The 17,795-nt window shown below is 71.4% G+C and carries 12 protein-coding genes; 8 read left to right on the forward strand and 4 right to left on the reverse strand.

The window, feature by feature from the left end:
* Positions 1 to 712: 712 nt before the first annotated feature.
* Entirely contained in the window at positions 713 to 1,948 is a 1,236-nt protein-coding gene (locus ORI94_RS33165; protein ID WP_266082504.1) for a trypsin-like serine protease, read from the forward strand.
* A gap of 253 nt (positions 1,949 to 2,201) precedes the next feature.
* On the opposite strand, the gene ORI94_RS33170 is transcribed toward ORI94_RS33165, so the two are convergent.
* A complete protein-coding gene (locus tag ORI94_RS33170) occupies positions 2,202 to 3,338 on the reverse strand; it encodes an acyltransferase family protein (RefSeq protein ID WP_266082550.1) in 1,137 nt (378 codons plus the stop codon).
* Between the two features lie 350 nt (positions 3,339 to 3,688).
* On the opposite strand from ORI94_RS33170, the gene ORI94_RS33175 reads away from it, so the two are divergent.
* Positions 3,689 to 5,053: a glycosyltransferase family 29 protein gene (locus tag ORI94_RS33175; RefSeq protein WP_266082506.1), complete on the forward strand. Its 1,365-nt coding sequence runs from the start codon at positions 3,689 to 3,691 to the stop codon at positions 5,051 to 5,053.
* A complete protein-coding gene (locus tag ORI94_RS33180) occupies positions 5,050 to 7,383 on the forward strand; it encodes a glycosyltransferase (RefSeq protein ID WP_266082508.1) in 2,334 nt (777 codons plus the stop codon). The genes ORI94_RS33175 and ORI94_RS33180 overlap by 4 nt, the downstream gene beginning before the upstream one ends.
* Before the next feature lie 99 nt (positions 7,384 to 7,482).
* Here ORI94_RS33180 and ORI94_RS33185 read toward each other — a convergent pair whose 3' ends face one another.
* The 3 genes from ORI94_RS33185 to ORI94_RS33195 form a co-directional block, all read right to left on the reverse strand.
* Positions 7,483 to 8,469 (reverse strand): class I SAM-dependent methyltransferase, encoded by a 987-nt coding sequence (locus ORI94_RS33185; RefSeq protein WP_266082510.1) that lies wholly within the window; start codon positions 8,467 to 8,469, stop codon positions 7,483 to 7,485.
* A 245-nt stretch (positions 8,470 to 8,714) separates the two neighbouring features.
* Entirely contained in the window at positions 8,715 to 10,052 is a 1,338-nt protein-coding gene (locus tag ORI94_RS33190) for a polysialyltransferase family glycosyltransferase (RefSeq protein WP_266082513.1), read from the reverse strand.
* Entirely contained in the window at positions 10,049 to 11,029 is a 981-nt protein-coding gene (locus ORI94_RS33195) for a glycosyltransferase family 2 protein (RefSeq protein WP_266082551.1), read from the reverse strand. Before ORI94_RS33195 ends, ORI94_RS33190 begins: the two co-directional genes overlap by 4 nt.
* Positions 11,030 to 11,226: 197 nt before the next feature.
* On the opposite strand from ORI94_RS33195, the gene ORI94_RS33200 reads away from it, so the two are divergent.
* From ORI94_RS33200 to ORI94_RS33220, 5 genes are all read left to right on the forward strand, one after another.
* A complete protein-coding gene (locus ORI94_RS33200) occupies positions 11,227 to 12,612 on the forward strand; it encodes a DUF6716 putative glycosyltransferase (protein WP_266082515.1) in 1,386 nt (461 codons plus the stop codon).
* Positions 12,613 to 12,674: 62 nt separating this feature from the next.
* Positions 12,675 to 13,952 carry an acylneuraminate cytidylyltransferase gene (locus ORI94_RS33205; RefSeq protein ID WP_266082517.1) on the forward strand — a complete coding sequence of 426 codons (1,278 nt, stop codon included), beginning with the start codon at positions 12,675 to 12,677 and terminating at the stop codon, positions 13,950 to 13,952.
* A gap of 14 nt (positions 13,953 to 13,966) precedes the next feature.
* Positions 13,967 to 14,905, forward strand: coding sequence for an N-acetylneuraminate synthase family protein (locus tag ORI94_RS33210; protein ID WP_266082519.1), 939 nt, complete (start codon positions 13,967 to 13,969; stop codon positions 14,903 to 14,905).
* Positions 14,906 to 14,955: 50 nt separating this feature from the next.
* Positions 14,956 to 16,029: a hypothetical protein gene (locus ORI94_RS33215; protein ID WP_266082521.1), complete on the forward strand. Its 1,074-nt coding sequence runs from the start codon at positions 14,956 to 14,958 to the stop codon at positions 16,027 to 16,029.
* A gap of 429 nt (positions 16,030 to 16,458) precedes the next feature.
* Complete coding sequence (locus ORI94_RS33220) at positions 16,459 to 17,724, forward strand: amidohydrolase (RefSeq protein WP_266082552.1); 1,266 nt, start codon at positions 16,459 to 16,461, stop codon at positions 17,722 to 17,724.
* Positions 17,725 to 17,795: the final 71 nt, after the last annotated feature.

Below are 17,795 nucleotides of genomic sequence, written 5' to 3' on the forward strand. Positions count from 1 at the left end.
GCGCCTCCCGCCCGCCCGGTCCGGAGCCGGAGAGCCCCGCACCCAGCCCCAGGACGGCCGCCCCGGCCGCCGCGCACGACAGCAGTGTCCGCGTAACGCGTTTCCTCATGCTCTTCCTCACATGGTTGTGGACCCCAGGGCACCTGAAGGGATCTGTGGCCCCGTCAGATCTAAAGCTTTCAGCTGCCGCCTGTCCACCCGAAGGTGTCCGACATTCGCGTCAAAAACACATTGCGTACAGTGAGGTGAGTGAATTTCCGTAAGGTTTCCGCCGAACCGCGCGGCGGGGCGGGAAAGGTTTATTCGCCGGAGAGGGCGGTCTTTCCGCTTGCCGACGGGTGCGGCCGGGGTCGAGGCTGCGGAGCCGGTCCGCCTCCGGTTCCCGGTCGGCTTCATGCCTGGTGGTGGTGCCGGCACCGCTGCATCGCCGATGTCTGAACGTACGGGAAATGCGGGGTAAAGGGAAAGGGGAATCCCGGTTTCCTCGAGGGATGGAAGCGCTCATTTCTTCATTTCCGCCCGCAGACCGCCGCCCGGATGATCTAGTGCGTGAAGTGTCCGAACTGCCTGTCGAAACAACGACACCGGGGCGGCGCCGGTGCCGAGTCCGGGGAACGCGGCAGCACTGGCGGCTCCTGGTCCTCGGCGGGCGGGGAGGAAGGGGCCGCGACACCTGGGAAGGCGGTCGACGATCTGTGACAGGGGCGGAAGAGTGAGCAAGAGAACGAGATGCGGGTCCTGGCTCGCCGGGGTGCTGGTCGTGGCGGGAACGCTCGTCGCGGGTCCGGCGCAGGCGACGGTGGGCGACCCGGCCGGCGACGGGGAGAAGGCCTACGTCGCGAGAATCGAGATAGGTGAGACGGACCGAGCCTGCTCCGGGGCGCTCGTGGAGGAGCGGTGGATCGTCACGGCGGCGAGCTGCTTCGCCGACGACCCCGCCCGGTACGCGTCGGTCGCCGCGGGCGCGCCTCCCCTCCCCACCGAAGCCACCATCGGACGCGCCGACCTGACGTCCACGTCCGGCCAGGTCCGGGACATCGTGGAACTGGTGCCCCGCGCTGATCGCGATCTGGTGCTGGCGCGGCTGTCCTCGCCGGTGCGGGACATCGCTCCCGTGCCTCTCGGCGCTGTGGCCCCCGCCGTGGGAGAGGCGTTGTCCGTGGCTGGATACGGCCGCACCAAGGACGAGTGGGCGCCCACCCGGCTGCACGTCGGCACCTTCTCCGTCACCGGCACCCGGGAAGCGGAGCTGGACATCGAGGGTCGGGAAGGCGCCGCGGTGTGCAAGGGCGACGCGGGCGGCCCGGCAGTCCGTTCCGGCAGCGAGGGGGACGAGCTCGTCGCTGTCAGCAGCCGTTCATGGCAAGGCGGATGCTTCGGCTCCGAGGAGACCCGCCTCGGCGCGGTGCAGACCCGGCTGGACGACATCGCGGACTGGATCGGCACCCAGGTCGCCCGCTGGTCGCTGAAGGCGCAGGCGAACGGCAAGTACGTGTCCGCCGCGGTGACCACCACCGGCGAGAACGAGGGCAGGCTGCGGGCACGCAGTGACACGGTGGCGGGCTGGGAACAGTTCACGTTCCACACCCGTGACGACGGAGCGACGGTGGCGCTCCGGTCGGAGGCCAGCCGTCTCTTCGTCGCCACCGAGCTCAACCGGACCGGTGCCCACGAGGGGATGCTGCGCGCCCGCAGTGAGGCCGTCACCGGAGGATGGGAGTCGTACACGCTGGTACCTCAGGGAGACCAGAAGTACGCCCTGCAGTCGCGGGCCAACGGCAAGTACGTCGTGACCGAGGCCAACTACACGGGTGAGGACGCGGGCCAGTTGCGAGCCCGCTCGGACAGCGTCGCCGGTGGCTGGGAGCGCTTCACGCTGGAGCACGCCGACAACTTCCGTGTCGCGGGGGCCGCCCCGGTGGATCTGTCTCCTCTGCCTCTGAGCTGATTCCGCGCGTTGTCACGGGCGTGGAACGGGCGGTGGGCCCCGGGGGGGGGGGGGGGGGGGGGGGGGGGGGGGGGGGCGGCCGGGGGGGGGGGGGGGCGCCCCCCCCCCCCCCCCCCGCGGGGTCCGCTCCGGATCGAGGCCGGCGCCCCGGCCGGATCCGGCCGACCGGGCGAAGCGGCCGCCGACCGGGGTGCGAACCGATTCCTCACGGCGCAGGGGGTACTCGCCGGACAGGCCCGCGAACCCCGGGTGTTCAGGCCGCCTTGGACAGCGGCTCGGGGGTCGGCCGGGACAGCCGTGTCCGGATCATCGGCGTCAGCCTCTCCTCCACGTACCGGTTCAGCAGCCGGGCCAGCAGCAGCATCGCCACGATGGTCAGGGCGAAGGTCTCCGCCGAGCCGAGGCCGAGGCCGCGGTGGAGGCCGTGGATGACCACCCAGCCCAGGTGCTCGTGGACCAGGTAGAACGGGTACGTGAGGGCGCCCGCGACGGTCAGCCAGCGCCAGTTCGCCCAGCCCAGCCCACCCAGCGCGATGGCGGCGACCGCGACGAAGCCGAGCGTGACGATCAGGATGATGCCGAACGAGGTCCGGTGGGAGAAGGCGTCCGCACTCGGCGCGTGCCACAGGTCCTGGACCGCGTAGCGCTGGCCGATCAGCCAGCTCACTCCGACGATGCCCCAGGCGTACGCGTCCTTGCGGTCGCGGTGGACGAGGTACAGGCCGATGCCGCCGACGAAGAACGGCGCGTACTCCGGCATGAGGACGAGGTCGAGCAGCGGCTCGTTCGCGGCGTCGGCGATCGCGGCGGCCATGGTCCACACCGCGCAGAACAGGATCACCCGCTGCCGGCTCGCCCCCGGCATCACCACGAACAGGGCGAACAGGGCGTAGAAGCGGATCTCCACCCACAGGGTCCAGCACACTCCCAGCACCCGGTCCGCGCCGAGCGGCTGCTGGAGCATCGTCAGGTTCACCAGCGCGTCGCTCGGCGAGACCGCCTCGTGGACGACCGCAGGCAGCGCGAACACCGCCGTCACGAGGACGACCGCCGCCCAGTAGGCGGGCAGCAGCCGGGAGGCCCGGGAGGCGAAGAACGACCTCAGCGGCCGTCCCCAGCCGCTCATGCAGATGACGAACCCGCTGATCACGAAGAAGATCTGGACACCGAGACAGCCGTACGCGAAGTACTCGTGCAGGGTGGGGAACTGGTCTTTCGGGGAGCTTCCCCAGGCGGTGGTGACGTCGCCGCCCCGACCGCCGTAGTGGTAAGCGGCCACCATCAGCGCGGCGACCAGGCGCAGTCCGTCCAGGGCCCGCAGGCGGGGGCGGACGCGTGGCTTCCCCGGCTCCGCCCGCCGGGTCTCTTCGGGCGTCGGACGGGCGAGCATGCTGGTCAAGGAAACCCCTGTGCTCCATGATTCCGGCCGGCTTCGGCCGCGGGTATGCCAGCACGTTAGTCCGACGGGCGGAGAGCAATCGAACGCCAGGCCAACGATTTCCCGTCCGGTAGAGACGAGTTCACCTGGATGTCGTTTTGGCTTTCTAAAATCTCCCGACATCCCCTCACGCAGAAGAAAACGCAACCCACGCTGTCGCGATAAGTTGAGCGCGCAGCCGGTTCGGCAAAACCAGGAGTGCCATGACGACGGTTCGGAACAGACGGGCACGTGTGCGCGGAGGGGGGCTGGACGACTGTCTGCGTGCCTGCGCGGTACACAGTGGCAAACTCGTCGGCAGTGTGGACCGCCGCAGAATCGAGCTCGCGGAGCAGCTGCGCAAGCTGCTCGTCGTGGTCACCACCGGTGACGCCGGCGCCGCCACCGCCGCGCCGGGCGGCACCGCCGCCCGCCTCAAGCGGGCCGTCAAGGGTGCGTCGGCCCCCGCCGCCGGCATTCCCAACGAAGCGCTGGACGCCCTGCTCGCCGTCGCCAACAAGGCCCTGGAGTGCGGCTACGACGACGAGCTGGACCTCGCGCTGGTCATCAGCGACACCGTGCTCGCCCAGCGGAAGAACTCCCGCGCCGGCTGGCGGCTGCGCGCCCGGCTGATGGAGGCCCTCGGCGACGAGACCGAGGCCGTACCCGCCTACGAGCGGTACCTGGAACTCACCGACAGCGACGGGTTCGGCGTCTCCGCGAAGATCGCCGGACTGCGCGTCGCCAGGGAGAAGGACCAGGAGCTGCTGGCCCTGCTGCGGCGCCAGTGCCCGCGCGCGGAGCAGTTCGCCGCCGGCCCCGCCACCGACGTGTGGGCCGAGGGCCTTGCCGCGCACGCCGTGGGGGACTGGCCGCAGGCCGAGCCGCGCATGGTGGGAGCGCTCCTCGCGCTGGCCGCCGAGCAGGCGCCGGTCGCCGACCGGCAGGAGCTCCTGAGCCAGTACCTGGAACTGCGCGCCGCGCGCGGCGACGCCGACCTCCCCGCGCTCACCGAGGCCCTCACCCTCTACGCCGAGCAGCGCCGCAACCGGATGCGGGGCCCCGTCGCCGACCCCACCATCGGCGGCGTGCAGTGGGTCAGCCTCGGCGAGTTCCGCAACCTGATCACCGGCAAGTCCATCTGTCTCATCGCCAACTCGGGTCGGGTCGCCAGCAGTTCGATGGGCGCCGAGATCGACGCCTACGACCTGGTGGTCCGTTTCAACTCGTACCGCATCGACGAGAAGCACACCGGCGGGCGCACCGACATCCACGCCACCATCCACAAGCACGGCTTCAACTGGGACCAGCCGGTCACCACCCGGCTCGTGTTCGGCGGCATCTCCGGCGACTGGAAGTACTCCCTGCGCAACCGCCTGGTGCCCGGTGCCCAGCGCCACCTCGGCGACGAGTCGCTGCGCTGGCCCGTGCGCAACATCGGCAAGCTCGGCTCCGACGCCTGGTCCGGCATTCCGACCACCGGCTTCAACATGCTGTTCCTGCTGGACTTCCTGGACGTCAGCCCCACCCTCGACCTGATCGGCTTCGACTTCTACGAGAGCGGCGCCTACCGCGTGCCGGAAGCCATGAAGATGCCGATCACCTCCGTGCACGAGTACACCAGCGAGAAGGAATGGGTCATGCAGCGGGCCCAGCGAGTGACCGACATGAGGATCTCCCTGCGATGACCAACACCCCCGGGGCCGTGACCGGCGCCCCCCTGGCGCCGGCTCTCTCGTCGGACGCGCTCACCGGCAAGCGCCGCGTCGCCTTCGCCTCCTACGTCGACGAGAACTACCTGCCCGGCTTCCTCGCCCTCCTGCGCAGCCTCGCCCTGTCCAACCCGGGCGTGTGCGAGGACTTCGTCGTCCTCCACGACGACCTGCGCCCCGGCTCCATCGCCAGGATCCGCGCCCTGCACCCCCGGATCGTGCTGCGCCGGGTGAACACCGAGCACTACGACACGTACAAGAAGGGCGACCAGGACAACTACCTGGTCCGCAAGGCGTACTTCATCCTCGACGTCTTCCGGCTGCGCGAGTACGACACCATCATCACGCTCGACACCGACATGGTCGTCCTCCGTGACCTCGGTGAACTGCTGAGGCTGCGTGAGGGACTGGCCGCCGTCCCGCAGTTCTTCTACGGGCAGCACAAGCTGAACTCCGGGCTGCTGGTCATCCAGCGCGAGTACCTCAGCGACGCCTTCTGCGCCCGGCTGGACGCGACCGGACGCAGCGGCGACTACGAACTCGACAAGCACGACCAGGGCATCCTCAACGCCGTCCTGGACGGCGACTTCGTCCGTCTCGACGCCCGCTACAACTTCGTCAAGCGGCGCCTGTCCGGCGACCTGCCGGTCCCCGAGGACACCGCGATCCTGCACTTCACCGGCCGCCACAAGCCCTGGCAGGGCGGCGAGGCCGGATACGGACAGGCGGAGGACCGCTGGCGCGGGTTCGACCTGTCCGACGCCGAGTTCCAGGCCGCCTACCTGGCTCAGCCCGGGGGCCACCACCACGACCTGCTGGTGCACCTGGGCACCCCGCACGTCGCGCGCACCAAAGACGTCGAGAGCGCCCGCAAGGTGGCCGCCGCGCACATCGCGGCCGGCGACTACCAGGACGCCGTCGACATCCTGAGCAGCGTGCACATCCCGCTCGACGCGGCCTGGCCGCACGAGGTGCTCGGGCACGCCCTGATGAGCGTCTCCCGCTACGACGAGGCCAAGGCGCAACTGCTGCTCGCCGCCGCCGCTCCCAACCGGGCTGCCACCGCCTACGCCCGGCTCGCCCAGGTGGCCTGGGTGCACGGCGACGACGCCACGTCGCTGCGCCATGCCACCGCCGGCATCTCCGTCGACCCCACCCACCGCTCGAGCCGGCTGTGGGCGCAGCGCGCCGCCTCCGTGCCCGAGCGGGAGCTGGGCGGCGCCGGGGACCAGCTGGCGCACGTCGCCTTCTACATGGACCGCCAGGGCAACGCCGGTGACAAGCTGCTGCCGGAGACCGTCCGCCTGGGCTTCGGGCCGGACACCACCTCCCGCCGCTGGCACTCCGTCCACGCCCACCGGCTGTTCGACGAGGCCGCCCTGGAGCGGGTCAACGCCCGGCGCGGCCTGGTCATCGGCGGCGGCGGACTGTTCATCCCGGACACCATGCCCAACGGCAACAGCGCCTGGCAGTGGAACGTGCCCGACGAGCACCTGCGCGCCGTCGACGTGCCGATCATGGTGTACGCGGTCGGCTTCAACGCCTTCGACGGCCAGTCGTACCGGGCCGGGCGGTTCCGCGAGAGCCTGCGCCTGCTGGTGGAGAAGTCCTCGTTCTTCGGGCTGCGCAACCACGGATCCATCGCCAAGGTGCGGTCCATGCTCCCCGACCACCTGCACGACAAGGTCCGCTTCCAGCCCTGCCCCACCACGGTCAGCCGCCAGCTGGTGCCGGGCTGGACGGACCCGGCCGAGCGCGAGGACACCGTCCTGCTCAACGCCGCCTACGACCGGGCGGGCCTGCGCTTCGGACACGACTACGGGCACTTCCTCGCGGAGATCGCCAAGGCCGTGCGGGGCATCGGTGCGCACACCGAGGTCCGCTGCGTGGCGCACTCCCTGGACGACGAGCGGATCGCCTTCGACCTGCGCCGCGAGCACGGCATCTCGCTGCCGGTCATCCCCATGTACGACTTCGACAACGACGGGATCCGGGACCTGTACGCGAAGACCCGCCTCGTCATCGGCATGCGCGGGCACGCCGGGATGATCCCGTTCGGGGTGGGCACGCCGATCATCAGCCTGATCTCGCACCCGAAGATGGCGTACTTCCTGGCCGACATCGAGCGCCCCGAGTGGGGCGTCTCCGTGCACGACCGGAACCTGGGCGCCGTGCTCACCGAGCGGGCGACCGGCATCCTGGACCGCCACGCGGCGACCGTCGCCGACGTCCACGAGCGTCAGCAGTCGCTGTGGAAGGTCACCGAGGCGAACGCGGCCGACCTGAGGGCGATCCTCGGGGAGTGACACGCCGAGCCCCCGCGGCCTGCCCGGAAACCCTCCGGGACGGGCGGCGGGGGCTCACGCGTGCCGCGCGCCGACTCCTTCCGCGCCGAGTCCGCGGACTCAGCGTCCCACGGCCTTCTTCGCCAGCCGGGCCAGCCGAGAACCGCCGCCGTTCCTCGCCCGGTCCTCGTCGTACGCCCTGCGCAGCTGCTCGAAGTGGTCGGAACGGGTACGGCTCAGGTACGCGTCGTCGACCAGCGGCTTGGCCAGCGACCACGCCCGCCGGTGGTCGCCGGCGTAGTGGGCGACGTAGGCCTTGGCGAACTCCAGGACGGACTTGAAGGGGATGCCGCCGGTGTGGTCGAGGCCGATCCGTTCCTGGACGGCGGAGATCAGCGCCAGCTTCTCGTCGACGGAGTAGGCGTCCTCGGCGAGGGACTCCAGCACGTCCTCGGGGATCGGCCGGACGACCTCGAAGGCGAGGGTGGAGCGGATCGGCGGCCCGGCGATCGCGATGTACGGCAGCAGCGCGCCCGTGCTGTGGTGCAGCCACGGCAGCCGGGGACCGGCGAAGTCCTGGTGCAGGACGACCGAGCCGGGCCGCAGCCTGGTCAGGAACCGCTCGGTCACACAGCGGAACACCCGGGCGGTCTTGGCGATGTCGATGTGCAGGAACTCGATCGGGCTGGTGTCCTCGGGGTCCGAGGTCTTCCAGAGGTCTCCGGCGTGGATCTCCAGGAACGGCAGGAACGGCTCGAGGCGGCCGCGGAAGTCGTCCAGGAAGGAGCCGTCGTCGGCCGGCCTGCTGCCGGGGGCGAAGAACTTCTCCGTCGCGAAGGTGCCCTTGCCCACACGGAAGAAGTCGTACGCGTGCAGACGCCCCCGGCGCTCGTCGAAGAGGGTGCTCTCGCGCAGCCCGAGGGCGAGAGCGTAGGTGGAGCCGCCGCCACCGGATCCCAGTTCGACCAGCCGGTCCCCGCCCGTGAGGTGATGGCGCCCCAGCAGATAGAGAAACCGCAGTTCCCAGGTGCTGACCTGGGAGTAGGGGAGGTCGTCCGGCAGCTGGACGTCGTCGAGAAGCGGGTAGAGCCGACCGAGGTTCGTCATGGGATGCCTCACGGGTTGGGTGACGCCGGAGAAGGACGGCAAGCGTCGTGAGCCTATGGCTGTGACCGTCAGTTCACCATGGAATCCATGGAGTCAGCTGGTTGCGACTCGGGCTTTCTTCGGTCTTCACCCGCCGTTCACCTGGATCGGAGGGCTGGTCGGCCGATGAGGCCGGTGGCACCCGCCCCGTCCGGCGAATCGGGCACCCGCCCCGCACCGGTACTCCGGGCGGGTGCCCCGTGTGCTCAGCGGCGCATCATCGTCCGGCGCAGCCTGCGCGCCTTGCGCGCGACCTTGCGGACAGTGGTGTTGCGCGGCAGGAACGCCAGCTGGGGCGGCACCCCGCCGGGCAGCCCGAGGGACGTCAGCCGCTTCTTCCTGAAGTACCGCCGGGTGGTGTCGTCCAGCCGCGTCGCCAGGTACCGCTCGGCCTCGGGTCGCAGGTCCGGCAGGATCTTCGGCTGCATCGTGAAGCCGACGGTCCGCACGAGGTCGCCGAGGGCGTCGGTGGCCATGCGCCCGCGCCCCTCGGCGACGGCCGCCTCGTCCGTCGGCTCCGGCAGCAGCGCGTCGACGACGGTGACCGGTACGCGGTTGCTGTTCTCGAACGGCGTCAGCCGGTTCAGCAGGGTCTCGGTGCCGACCCGGGCGACCGGCAGGCCGTAGAGGGCGGACGCGGTCAGCAGGGCGGTGGAGAAGCAGCCGACGACCAGGGCGGGACGCATCCGCTGGTACAGCACCTCGGCCAGGACCGGGATGTCCACCACCGTGAGGGCGACGCCGAGCCGCTCGGCCTCCTCCTCCAGGGTGCGGGTGAAGCGTGCCGGGGCCGTGGGGTGGGGCTTGAAGACCACCCGGGTGTGACCGAGGTGCACCGCGCCCTTCAGCATCCGCACGTGGAGGTCCTCCTCCTCCTCGGCGGAGAGGATGTTCAGCGCGGACAGGTACTGGCCGAGGAGCAGCGCGGGCTCCGTCACGTCCGGCAGCGCGTCGCCGGTGTCGGCCAGTTCGGCCAGCACCTTGGTGAAGGCCGGCGTGGCCACGATCTCCGGCGCCACCCCGAACTCGGTGAGCAGCAGCGGTTCGAGACCCGGTACCAGGTCGAGGTGGAGCAGCCGCTCCACCCGGGTGCCGACCAGCGGGTCGATCTTGTTGCGGGTCGGGCCGTAACTCATCAGGCCGTCCGCGTAGACCGTGACGGGCGCGTCGGTGAAGATCTGCGTCATCCCGAGGGCAGGGTTGACCTGGATGGACTCCACGGCGAGTGCGAGGTCGTCGTCGCCGAGCTCCCAGAGCAGCCGCAGATACCGCTCCCACAGCGGAACGTCCTCCAGGCGCGGCTCCCAGCCGCCGGGGTGGAACGGGAAGATGGCCTCGTTCCACGACAGCACGTCGTCGAACCGGGACCGCAGTCGCCCGAACCCGGGCATCTCGTCGACGGCGGGTGTCGTCTCGGGCGTCGTCGCGTTGTTGGAGACCAACAGGATCCGCCGGTCGGCGGGCGCGAAGCAGCCCGAGTCCAGCGCGGCGGCGAGCGTGGCCGTGCCGTACAGGGTCGACGCCATGAAGATCTGCGTGGTCACGCGGCGACCTCCGGGGCCGACGTCGCGCGGCGGCGCAGCCTGCGCAGCCGGCCGGCGCGCTCGGCGTCCATCGAGCCGAGCGCGTCCTCGAGTACGTCCTGCGGCATGCGTCGCAGCGCGGCGGTGCTCATCGCCTTCAGTTGTCGTGCCACGGGCGGCTCGAACCTTTCGATGGTTCCCAGATGGTGGGAAATGATGGCGCAGTACGTGCGCACGGCCTTCGGGAGCAGGGCCGCCGCGTCGGGATCCCGCGCGGTCTCCTCGATCACCTGGTCGAACGCGCGAATGAAGTCGAGCTGCCGGGCATCACCGATCTGGGTGAGCGACGAGGAGATGCCGCGCCGGTAGAAGACCCCGAGGAGGCCGGTCACCGCGAAGGACTCCGCCTCCCGGTGCAGCTTCCAGATCCAGGGCCGGTCCTCGGCGGTGCGCAGCCCGTCGGTGAAGTGCAGCACGCCGCGCTCGACGAGCCTGCGGTGGTAGATGCCCGCCCAGGCGTAGGCGTAGTCGACGGAGGTGGTCCGGTGGGCGGGGAGGATCGCGTCACGCGGGTCCAGCACCACATTGCGCCGGCCGTGCGGGACGCGGTGCACGACCCGGGCCCGCGCGGTGCACTGCACGTGGTCGGTGCGGACGAAGTCGCAGCCCAGTTCCTCGATCGCGTTCACCAGTTTGGCGTAATGGCCGGGCGCCAGCCAGTCGTCGCCGTCGAGGAAGGTCAGGTACTCGCCGCGGGCCCGGTCCATACCGGTGTTGCGGGCGGTCGCCAGGCCACCGTTCTTCTCGTGTCCGACCAGCACCGCCCCCGGCAGTTCGCGCTCGGCGCGCGCGAGGAGGTCCGTGGTCCCGTCGGTCGAGCAGTCGTCGACGAGAATGAATTCGAAGTCGTCCCGCGCGTTGGCGCGCAGACTTCGCAGGGCGTCCGGGACGTATGGGCGCACGTTGTAGAACGGCACGATGACGGAGAGCTTGAGCACGTCTTCGACGTTAGGCGGCGGCCCGTCATTCGTCATTGATTGAACCTTGATGCGGGATGAACGGCGCGTGGCGAAGCGGTGAAGCGAACATTTTTCCGAGTGGCGGGCCGGGTGATTCGCCGTTCGGCGGTCTCCTGTTAACCATTTGTTGGATTTGGGTTGGGCGGCTCCTAGAAATTGCTTCTAGCGTCTTCGTTGTGCCAGCCAGTGCGAAGAAGACCCTGCGAGTCGCCGTCCTCGCGGATTCCGACACCCGGTGGAAATGGGGATCGCTCACCGCGAACCGCATCGCCCCGGAGAACTCGGACATCCGTCTGGACGGTTATCTCCTGCGGGGCCGTGCGACTCCCACCGCCCGTCAGCTCGAAGAGGTCGGCGTCCGGGCGGACGCCCTCCACGAGGTGACCGCGGTCCAGTTCCTGCACGCCATGCGCGAGGAGTCGTACGACGTCCTGGTCCTCGCCCTGGTCGGCGGCGGGGTGCAGGCGATGCTGCACGGACTCGGGCGGGTCTGGGCGGACGCCGGGGTCCGCGCCGAGGACCCCGCCGGCCGGGCGAAGCGGCCCGTCGTCGTCACCGGGTACGTCGGAGTCGTCTACGAGAAGCTCGCCGACGGCCTGCTGCTGCGCCACGGCGCCGACCTCGTCCTCGCCAACTCCCGCCAGGACGCCGAGCGCTTCCGCGCCGTGTACGAAGGCGTGGGCGCCGACGCCGGCTCGGTGACGGAGGTCGCGCTGCCGTTCCTCGGCGGGGCCGCCTACGCCGGTGAGCCCGACCCGTCCGCGGAGCGGGGAGGCAGGCCCTACACGGTCGTCTTCGCCGCCCAGCCCTCCGTGCCGGACAACCGCCGGGACCGTACCTACCTGCTGAACCGGCTGGTCGAGCACGCCCGCCGGCACCCCGAGCGCGAGGTGCTGCTCAAGCTGCGCTCCAAGCCGGGCGAGCACACCACGCACATCGAGGAACTGCCGTACCAGAAGCTGGTCCAGCGGCTCGACCCGCCGGCCAACTTCCGCCTGGTGTACGGGCACATGGGCGAGGTCCTGGACCGCACCGACCTGCTGGTCACCGTGAGCTCCACGGCCGCGCTGGAGTCCCTGCACCGCCGTATCCCGACCGTGGTCCTCACCGACCTCGGGGTGCGGGAGACACTCGGCAACCACCACTTCGTCGGCTCCGGCTGCCTCGCCTCCTGGGACCAGCTCGACGCCGGTCACCGGCCGGTGCCGGACGAGGAGTGGGTGTCCCGGCAGGGTGTCGCCGCCGGGGGCACCGCCTCCGGGGAAGCGTCGTACGACACCGCCTTCGACGCCGCCCGGGCACGCATCACCAAGCTGCTCGACCACCCCGGCAGCCTGCCGCCGCCGGCCCCGTACTACACGACCGTCACCGCGCCCGGCTACCTGCCCGGCCTGCTCGCCCGCCACCACCTCGGCCCGGACGGCACCCCGCTGCCCGGCACCCCCGCCGCCGACAAGGAGCCCGGACCGGTCCGGCAGATCGTGCGCCGCGCGGCGCGCGGCGCCTACCGCCACGGCGTCCAGCGGGTGGCCCCGGTGATCCGGCGGATGGGCGAGCTGTGAGCACCCCGTCTCCGGCCGGCCGAGACCGCCTCCCTTCCCGTCCGGCTCAAGGAGCTGATCCCATGTACCGACCGCCAGCGGGCCAGGACGCCCCGGCGCGCCGGGTGCTCGCCGTGATCCCCGCGCGCGGCGGCTCCAAGGGCGTGCCCGCGAAGAACCTCGCGCCGGTCGGCGGTGCGCCCCTGGTGGCCCGCGCGGTCCGCGAGTGCCGTGCCGCGCGCCACGTCACGGACGTCGTCGTCTCCACCGACGACCAGGCCATCGCGGCCGCCGCCCGGCAGGCCGGCGCCGAGATCGTGATGCGCCCCGCCGCCATCGCGGGCGACCTCGCCACCTCCGAGGCCGCCGTCCTGCACGCCATGGACGCCCACGAGGCGCTGCACGGCGCCGAGGTGGACGTCGTCCTGCTGGTCCAGTGCACCAGCCCGTTCCTGATCCGCGAGGACATCGACGGGGTGGCCGGCGCGGTCGCCGACCAGGGCGCCGACACGGCGGTGACCGTGGCCCCGTTCCACGGCTTCATCTGGCGGGACGAGACACCGACGGACGAGACACCGACCGACGCGGCGCCGACGGACAACCAGGCGGCCACCCCCAGCGGCGGCTACGGCGTCAACCACGACAAGTCCTTCCGCCCCCGCCGCCAGGACCGCCCCCAGGACCTCCTGGAGACCGGTGCCGCCTACGCGATGGACGCGGCAGGCTTCCGCGAGCACCGGCACCGCTTCTTCGGCCGGACCGAACTCGTCCGCACCGACCCCGCGCGGGTCCTGGAGATCGACGACCCGCACGACCTCGCCCGCGCCCGCGCCCTGGCCCCGCTCTTCGACGCGGACCGCCCCGGCGCCCTCCCGACCGCCGACGACATCGACGCGGTCGTCCTCGACTTCGACGGCACCCAGACCGACGACAGGGTGCTGATCGACGCCGACGGACAGGAATTCGTCTCCGTGCACCGCGGCGACGGACTCGGCATCGCCGCTCTGCGCAGGAGCGGACTGAAGATGCTCGTCCTGTCCACGGAGAAGAACACGGTCGTCGCCGCCCGCGCACGCAAGCTCAAGATCCCCGTGCTGCACGGCATCGACCGCAAGGACCTCGCACTGAAGCAGTGGTGCGGGGAACAGGGCATCGCGCCCGAGCGCGTGCTCTACGTCGGCAACGACGTCAATGACCTCCCGTGCTTCGCCCTCGTGGGCTGGCCCGTGGCGGTCGCGAGCGCCCACGACGTCGTACGCGGCGCCGCACGCGCGGTCACCACCGTCCCCGGTGGCGACGGCGCGATCCGGGAGATCGCCAGCTGGATCCTCGGCCCCTCTCTCGATTCCCTCCCCAAGTAAGGAAACCCCAGGTCATGAGCGTCAACTCCCGCATTCGCACCTTCGGTACCCGCGAAGCCGGCCCCGGCCGCCCGGTGTACATCACCGGCGAGATCGGCATCAACCACAACGGCGAGCTCGAGAACGCGTTCAAGCTGATCGACGCCGCCGCCGAGGCCGGCTGCGACGCCGTCAAGTTCCAGAAGCGCACGCCCGAGATCTGCACCCCGCGCGACCAGTGGGACATCGAGCGCGACACCCCCTGGGGCCGCATGACCTACATCGACTACCGCCACCGCGTGGAGTTCGGTGAGGACGAGTACCGCCAGATCGACGAGTACTGCACGTCCAAGAACATCGCCTGGTTCGCCTCCCCGTGGGACACCGAGGCCGTCGCCTTCCTGGAGAAGTTCGACGTCCCCGCGCACAAGGTCGCCTCCGCCTCCCTCACCGACGACGAGCTGCTGCGCGCCCTGCGCGCCACCGGCCGCACGGTCATCCTCTCCACCGGCATGTCCACCCCGAAGCAGATCCGTCACGCGGTCGAGGTCCTGGGCAGCGACAACATCCTGCTCTGCCACGCGACGTCCACCTACCCGGCCAAGGCCGAGGAGCTGAACCTCCGCGTGATCAACACCCTCCAGCAGGAGTACCCGAACGTCCCGATCGGCTACTCCGGCCACGAGACCGGCCTGCAGACCACGCTGGCCGCCGTCGCCCTCGGCGCCACCTTCGTCGAGCGCCACATCACCCTCGACCGCGCCATGTGGGGCTCCGACCAGGCCGCGTCGGTCGAGCCGCAGGGCCTCACCCGCCTGGTCCGCGACATCCGCACCATCGAGGAGTCCCTCGGTGACGGCGTCAAGAAGGTCTACGAGTCCGAGCTGGGCCCGATGAAGAAGCTGCGCCGGGTGCCCGGTGTCGTCGCCGAGGCGGAGATCGCCGACGCGGCCGGCGAGCCGCTGACCGTCTGACCCTCCTCCCTCTCCCCCCATCCCCTGACGACGGGAACGGTCGTACGTCGATGAGCCCTCGCGCCGGGAACGCCGGCTCCCACACTCTCGCCTTCGTCGAGAGCCCGGTACAACTGCTGAACGTGCTGGAGTGGGCGCACGCGCACGCACCCGGCGTGGGGCTCACCCTCGTGGTGCTGTCCCCCGTCGACCCCATGACCCGCGGCCAGTTGCGCCGCATGTCCGAACTCGCCCGCCAGGAGGGCCACGAGGTCCGCTGGGAGGAGGCGCGCGGCGGAGCGGGCGCGCCCTTCCAGACCATAGGCGGCCTGGCGGGCCCGCTGCGCCACGCCACCCGGGTCGTCCTCGGCGACCCCTTCTCGCGGTACGTACAGCTCATGCTGGCGATCACCAGCGCCCGCGACCTCGTCGTCGTCGACGACGGCACGGCGACCATGGAGTTCGTCGGCCAGCTCGCGCGCGGCGAACGCCTGGTCCGCTGGCACCGCAAGGGCGGCCGCCGCGGCCCCCGCGACCTGCTCCTCGCCCCGGTCTCCGGCATCGCCCGCCGCAGGCTCACCCCGGGCGGCGGACGCCGGGTGGAGGTCTTCTCCTCGATGCCGGTCGACGACATCCCGGCCGGTGTCACCGTCAGCGCCAACTCCTTCGCCTGGACCCGGGAACGGTTCGGCCCGCCCACCATCACCAGGACCGCCGACATGGTCGGCACCTCCCTCGTGGAAACCGGCGTGGTGGATGCCGACGCCTACCTCGACGCCGTCCGCTCCCTCACCAAGGCCCACGGTGCGACCCGCTACTTCGCCCACCGCCGCGAGAGCGCCGAAAAACTCCACCGCCTCGCGGTCGAGACGGGCCTGGAGATCGTCCGGCCCGAACTCCCCCTCGAACTGATCGCCCGCCGGGGCCCCATCGGCCGCACGGTCCTCAGCTTCCCGTCGACCGTCGTCCACACCCTCCCCCTGGCCCTCTCCGGCACAAAGGTCCGCGTCGCGGTCTGCGACATCAACCCGGCCTGGCTGACCGACCACGCCTCCCCCCGGGCCCAGGGCTTCCTCTCCAACGTGACGGGCACGGCCCGGGACGCCCACCGCCTGGCAGCGGTGTCGGTGGCACCGGCCTTCTGAGGAGGCGGCGTACGGGGCACGGGCGGGCCCGGAGGGACTCCGGCGGGCCGGCGCGCACGGCCCCGCACCCCTTCGGCGCAGCCCGGGGCGCCGAAGGCGTTTTCACCCGGGTGCGCGGGTGGCGGGTGTGGACCTGTGGACGGCGGGGCGCCGTGTCCGGCAGGTGAACCGGTCCGCGTGACCCGGGCGATGCGTGGTACACCGAGGAGAGGTGGAGTGTGGTGCGGGTGCCGGAAGCGGCCGTTCGGGCGACGGTGGGTTCCGGTGATCCGTGGGGGCTCCCCCGCGTGTGAGGGCGGGGAGCTTACCCACCGCGGAGGGCGGCTAAGCGTGGCATTGCCGTTTTTCTTCCACTGACGGGCTGAATTTTCTTGATCAGGGGTCGGTCGGAGGGCCCGGCGGCCTACCCTTCAAAGGGTGAAGCAACTGATGTCACTGGAGACCGAGATCGATCTGCCCGGAGGGGCCGTGCTTCCGGGCACGCTCCCCGAGGCCCTGCGCGCCGAGCTCGTCGCCTTCCGTCGCGACCTGCACATGCACCCCGAGCTGGGCAACCAGGAGTTCCGTACAACCGCCGCGATCAAGGAGCGGCTGGAGCGGGCCGGCCTCGCGCCGCGCGTGCTCTCCGGCGGAACCGGCCTCATCTGTGACATCGGGGTGAGGGACGGCGGCAGCGGCATCGCGAGCACCCGCACCGGCACCGGTGCCGTCCCCGGCGCCGGCATGCTCGCGCTGCGGGCCGACATCGACGGGCTGCCCATCCCCGACATGAAGACCGAGTGCCCGTACCGCTCCACCGTGCCCGACCGCGCGCACGCCTGCGGCCACGACGTGCACACCACCGTCGTGCTCGGCACCGGGCTCGTCCTCGCCGAGCTGCACCGCCGGGGCCTGCTGCCCCGGCCGGTGCGGCTGATCTTCCAGCCCGCCGAGGAGGTGCTGCCCGGCGGTGCCGCCGACGCCATCCTGGACGGCGCGCTGGACGGGATCGGGCGGATCGTCGCCGTGCACTGCGATCCCCGGGTCGACGCCGGGAGGATCGGGCTGCGCGAGGGTCCCATCACCTCCGCCTGCGACCGGCTGGAGATCGCCCTCGACGGACCCGGCGGCCACACCGCCCGGCCGCACCTGACCACGGACCTGGTCACCGCCGCCGCCCGGGTCGTCACCGACGTGCCCGCGCTGGTGGGCCGGCGGGTCGACAGCCGCAGCGGGCTCGCCATCACCTGGGGCAGGATCGAGTCCGGCCACGCGCCCAACGTCATCCCGCAGCACGCCGAGATCTCCGGCACCGTGCGCTGTCTCGACCTGGAGACCTGGCGGCTGGCCCCGGACATCGTGGTCGCCGCCATCGACGAGGTGGCCAATCTGCACCGCGCCAAGTCGGAGATCAACTACGTGCGCGGAGTCCCGCCGGTCGTCAACGAGGCCGGTGCCATCGAGCTCCTGCGGGACGCCATGATCGCCCGGCGCGGCCCGGAGTCCGTGGAGAACACCGAGCAGAGCCTCGGCGGCGAGGACTTCTCCTGGTACCTGGAGCACGTTCCCGGCGCCATGGCCCGCCTCGGGGTCCGGCCTCCGGGCGAGCGCACCATCCGCGACCTGCACCAGGGCGACTTCGACGTCGACGAGCACGCCATCACCGTGGGCGTCGAGCTCTTCACCGCCGCCGCCCTGCTGGACGACCTGCGCTGAGAACGCGGGCAGTGCGGGGGGCCCGGCCGGGCCCGCGGCCCCCCCCGCCCGCCCGCACCCCCCCCCAAGCC

Source organism: Streptomyces sp. NEAU-W12 (assembly GCF_026242095.1).
Taxonomy (GTDB): Bacteria; Actinomycetota; Actinomycetes; order Streptomycetales; family Streptomycetaceae; genus Streptomyces.

Bases quoted from the DNA above. Each gene is read 5' to 3' on its own strand.
- ORI94_RS33210 (WP_266082519.1), top strand. From the start codon at position 13,967: ATGAGCGTCAACTCCCGCATTCGCACCTTCGGTACCCGCGAAGCCGGC.
- ORI94_RS33205 (WP_266082517.1), top strand. From the start codon at position 12,675: ATGTACCGACCGCCAGCGGGCCAGGACGCCCCGGCGCGCCGGGTGCTC.
- ORI94_RS33215 (WP_266082521.1), top strand. From the start codon at position 14,956: ATGAGCCCTCGCGCCGGGAACGCCGGCTCCCACACTCTCGCCTTCGTC.
- ORI94_RS33220 (WP_266082552.1), top strand. From the start codon at position 16,459: ATGTCACTGGAGACCGAGATCGATCTGCCCGGAGGGGCCGTGCTTCCG.
- ORI94_RS33180 (WP_266082508.1), top strand. From the start codon at position 5,050: ATGACCAACACCCCCGGGGCCGTGACCGGCGCCCCCCTGGCGCCGGCT.
- ORI94_RS33185 (WP_266082510.1), bottom strand. From the start codon at position 8,469: ATGACGAACCTCGGTCGGCTCTACCCGCTTCTCGACGACGTCCAGCTG.
- ORI94_RS33170 (WP_266082550.1), bottom strand. From the start codon at position 3,338: ATGCTCGCCCGTCCGACGCCCGAAGAGACCCGGCGGGCGGAGCCGGGG.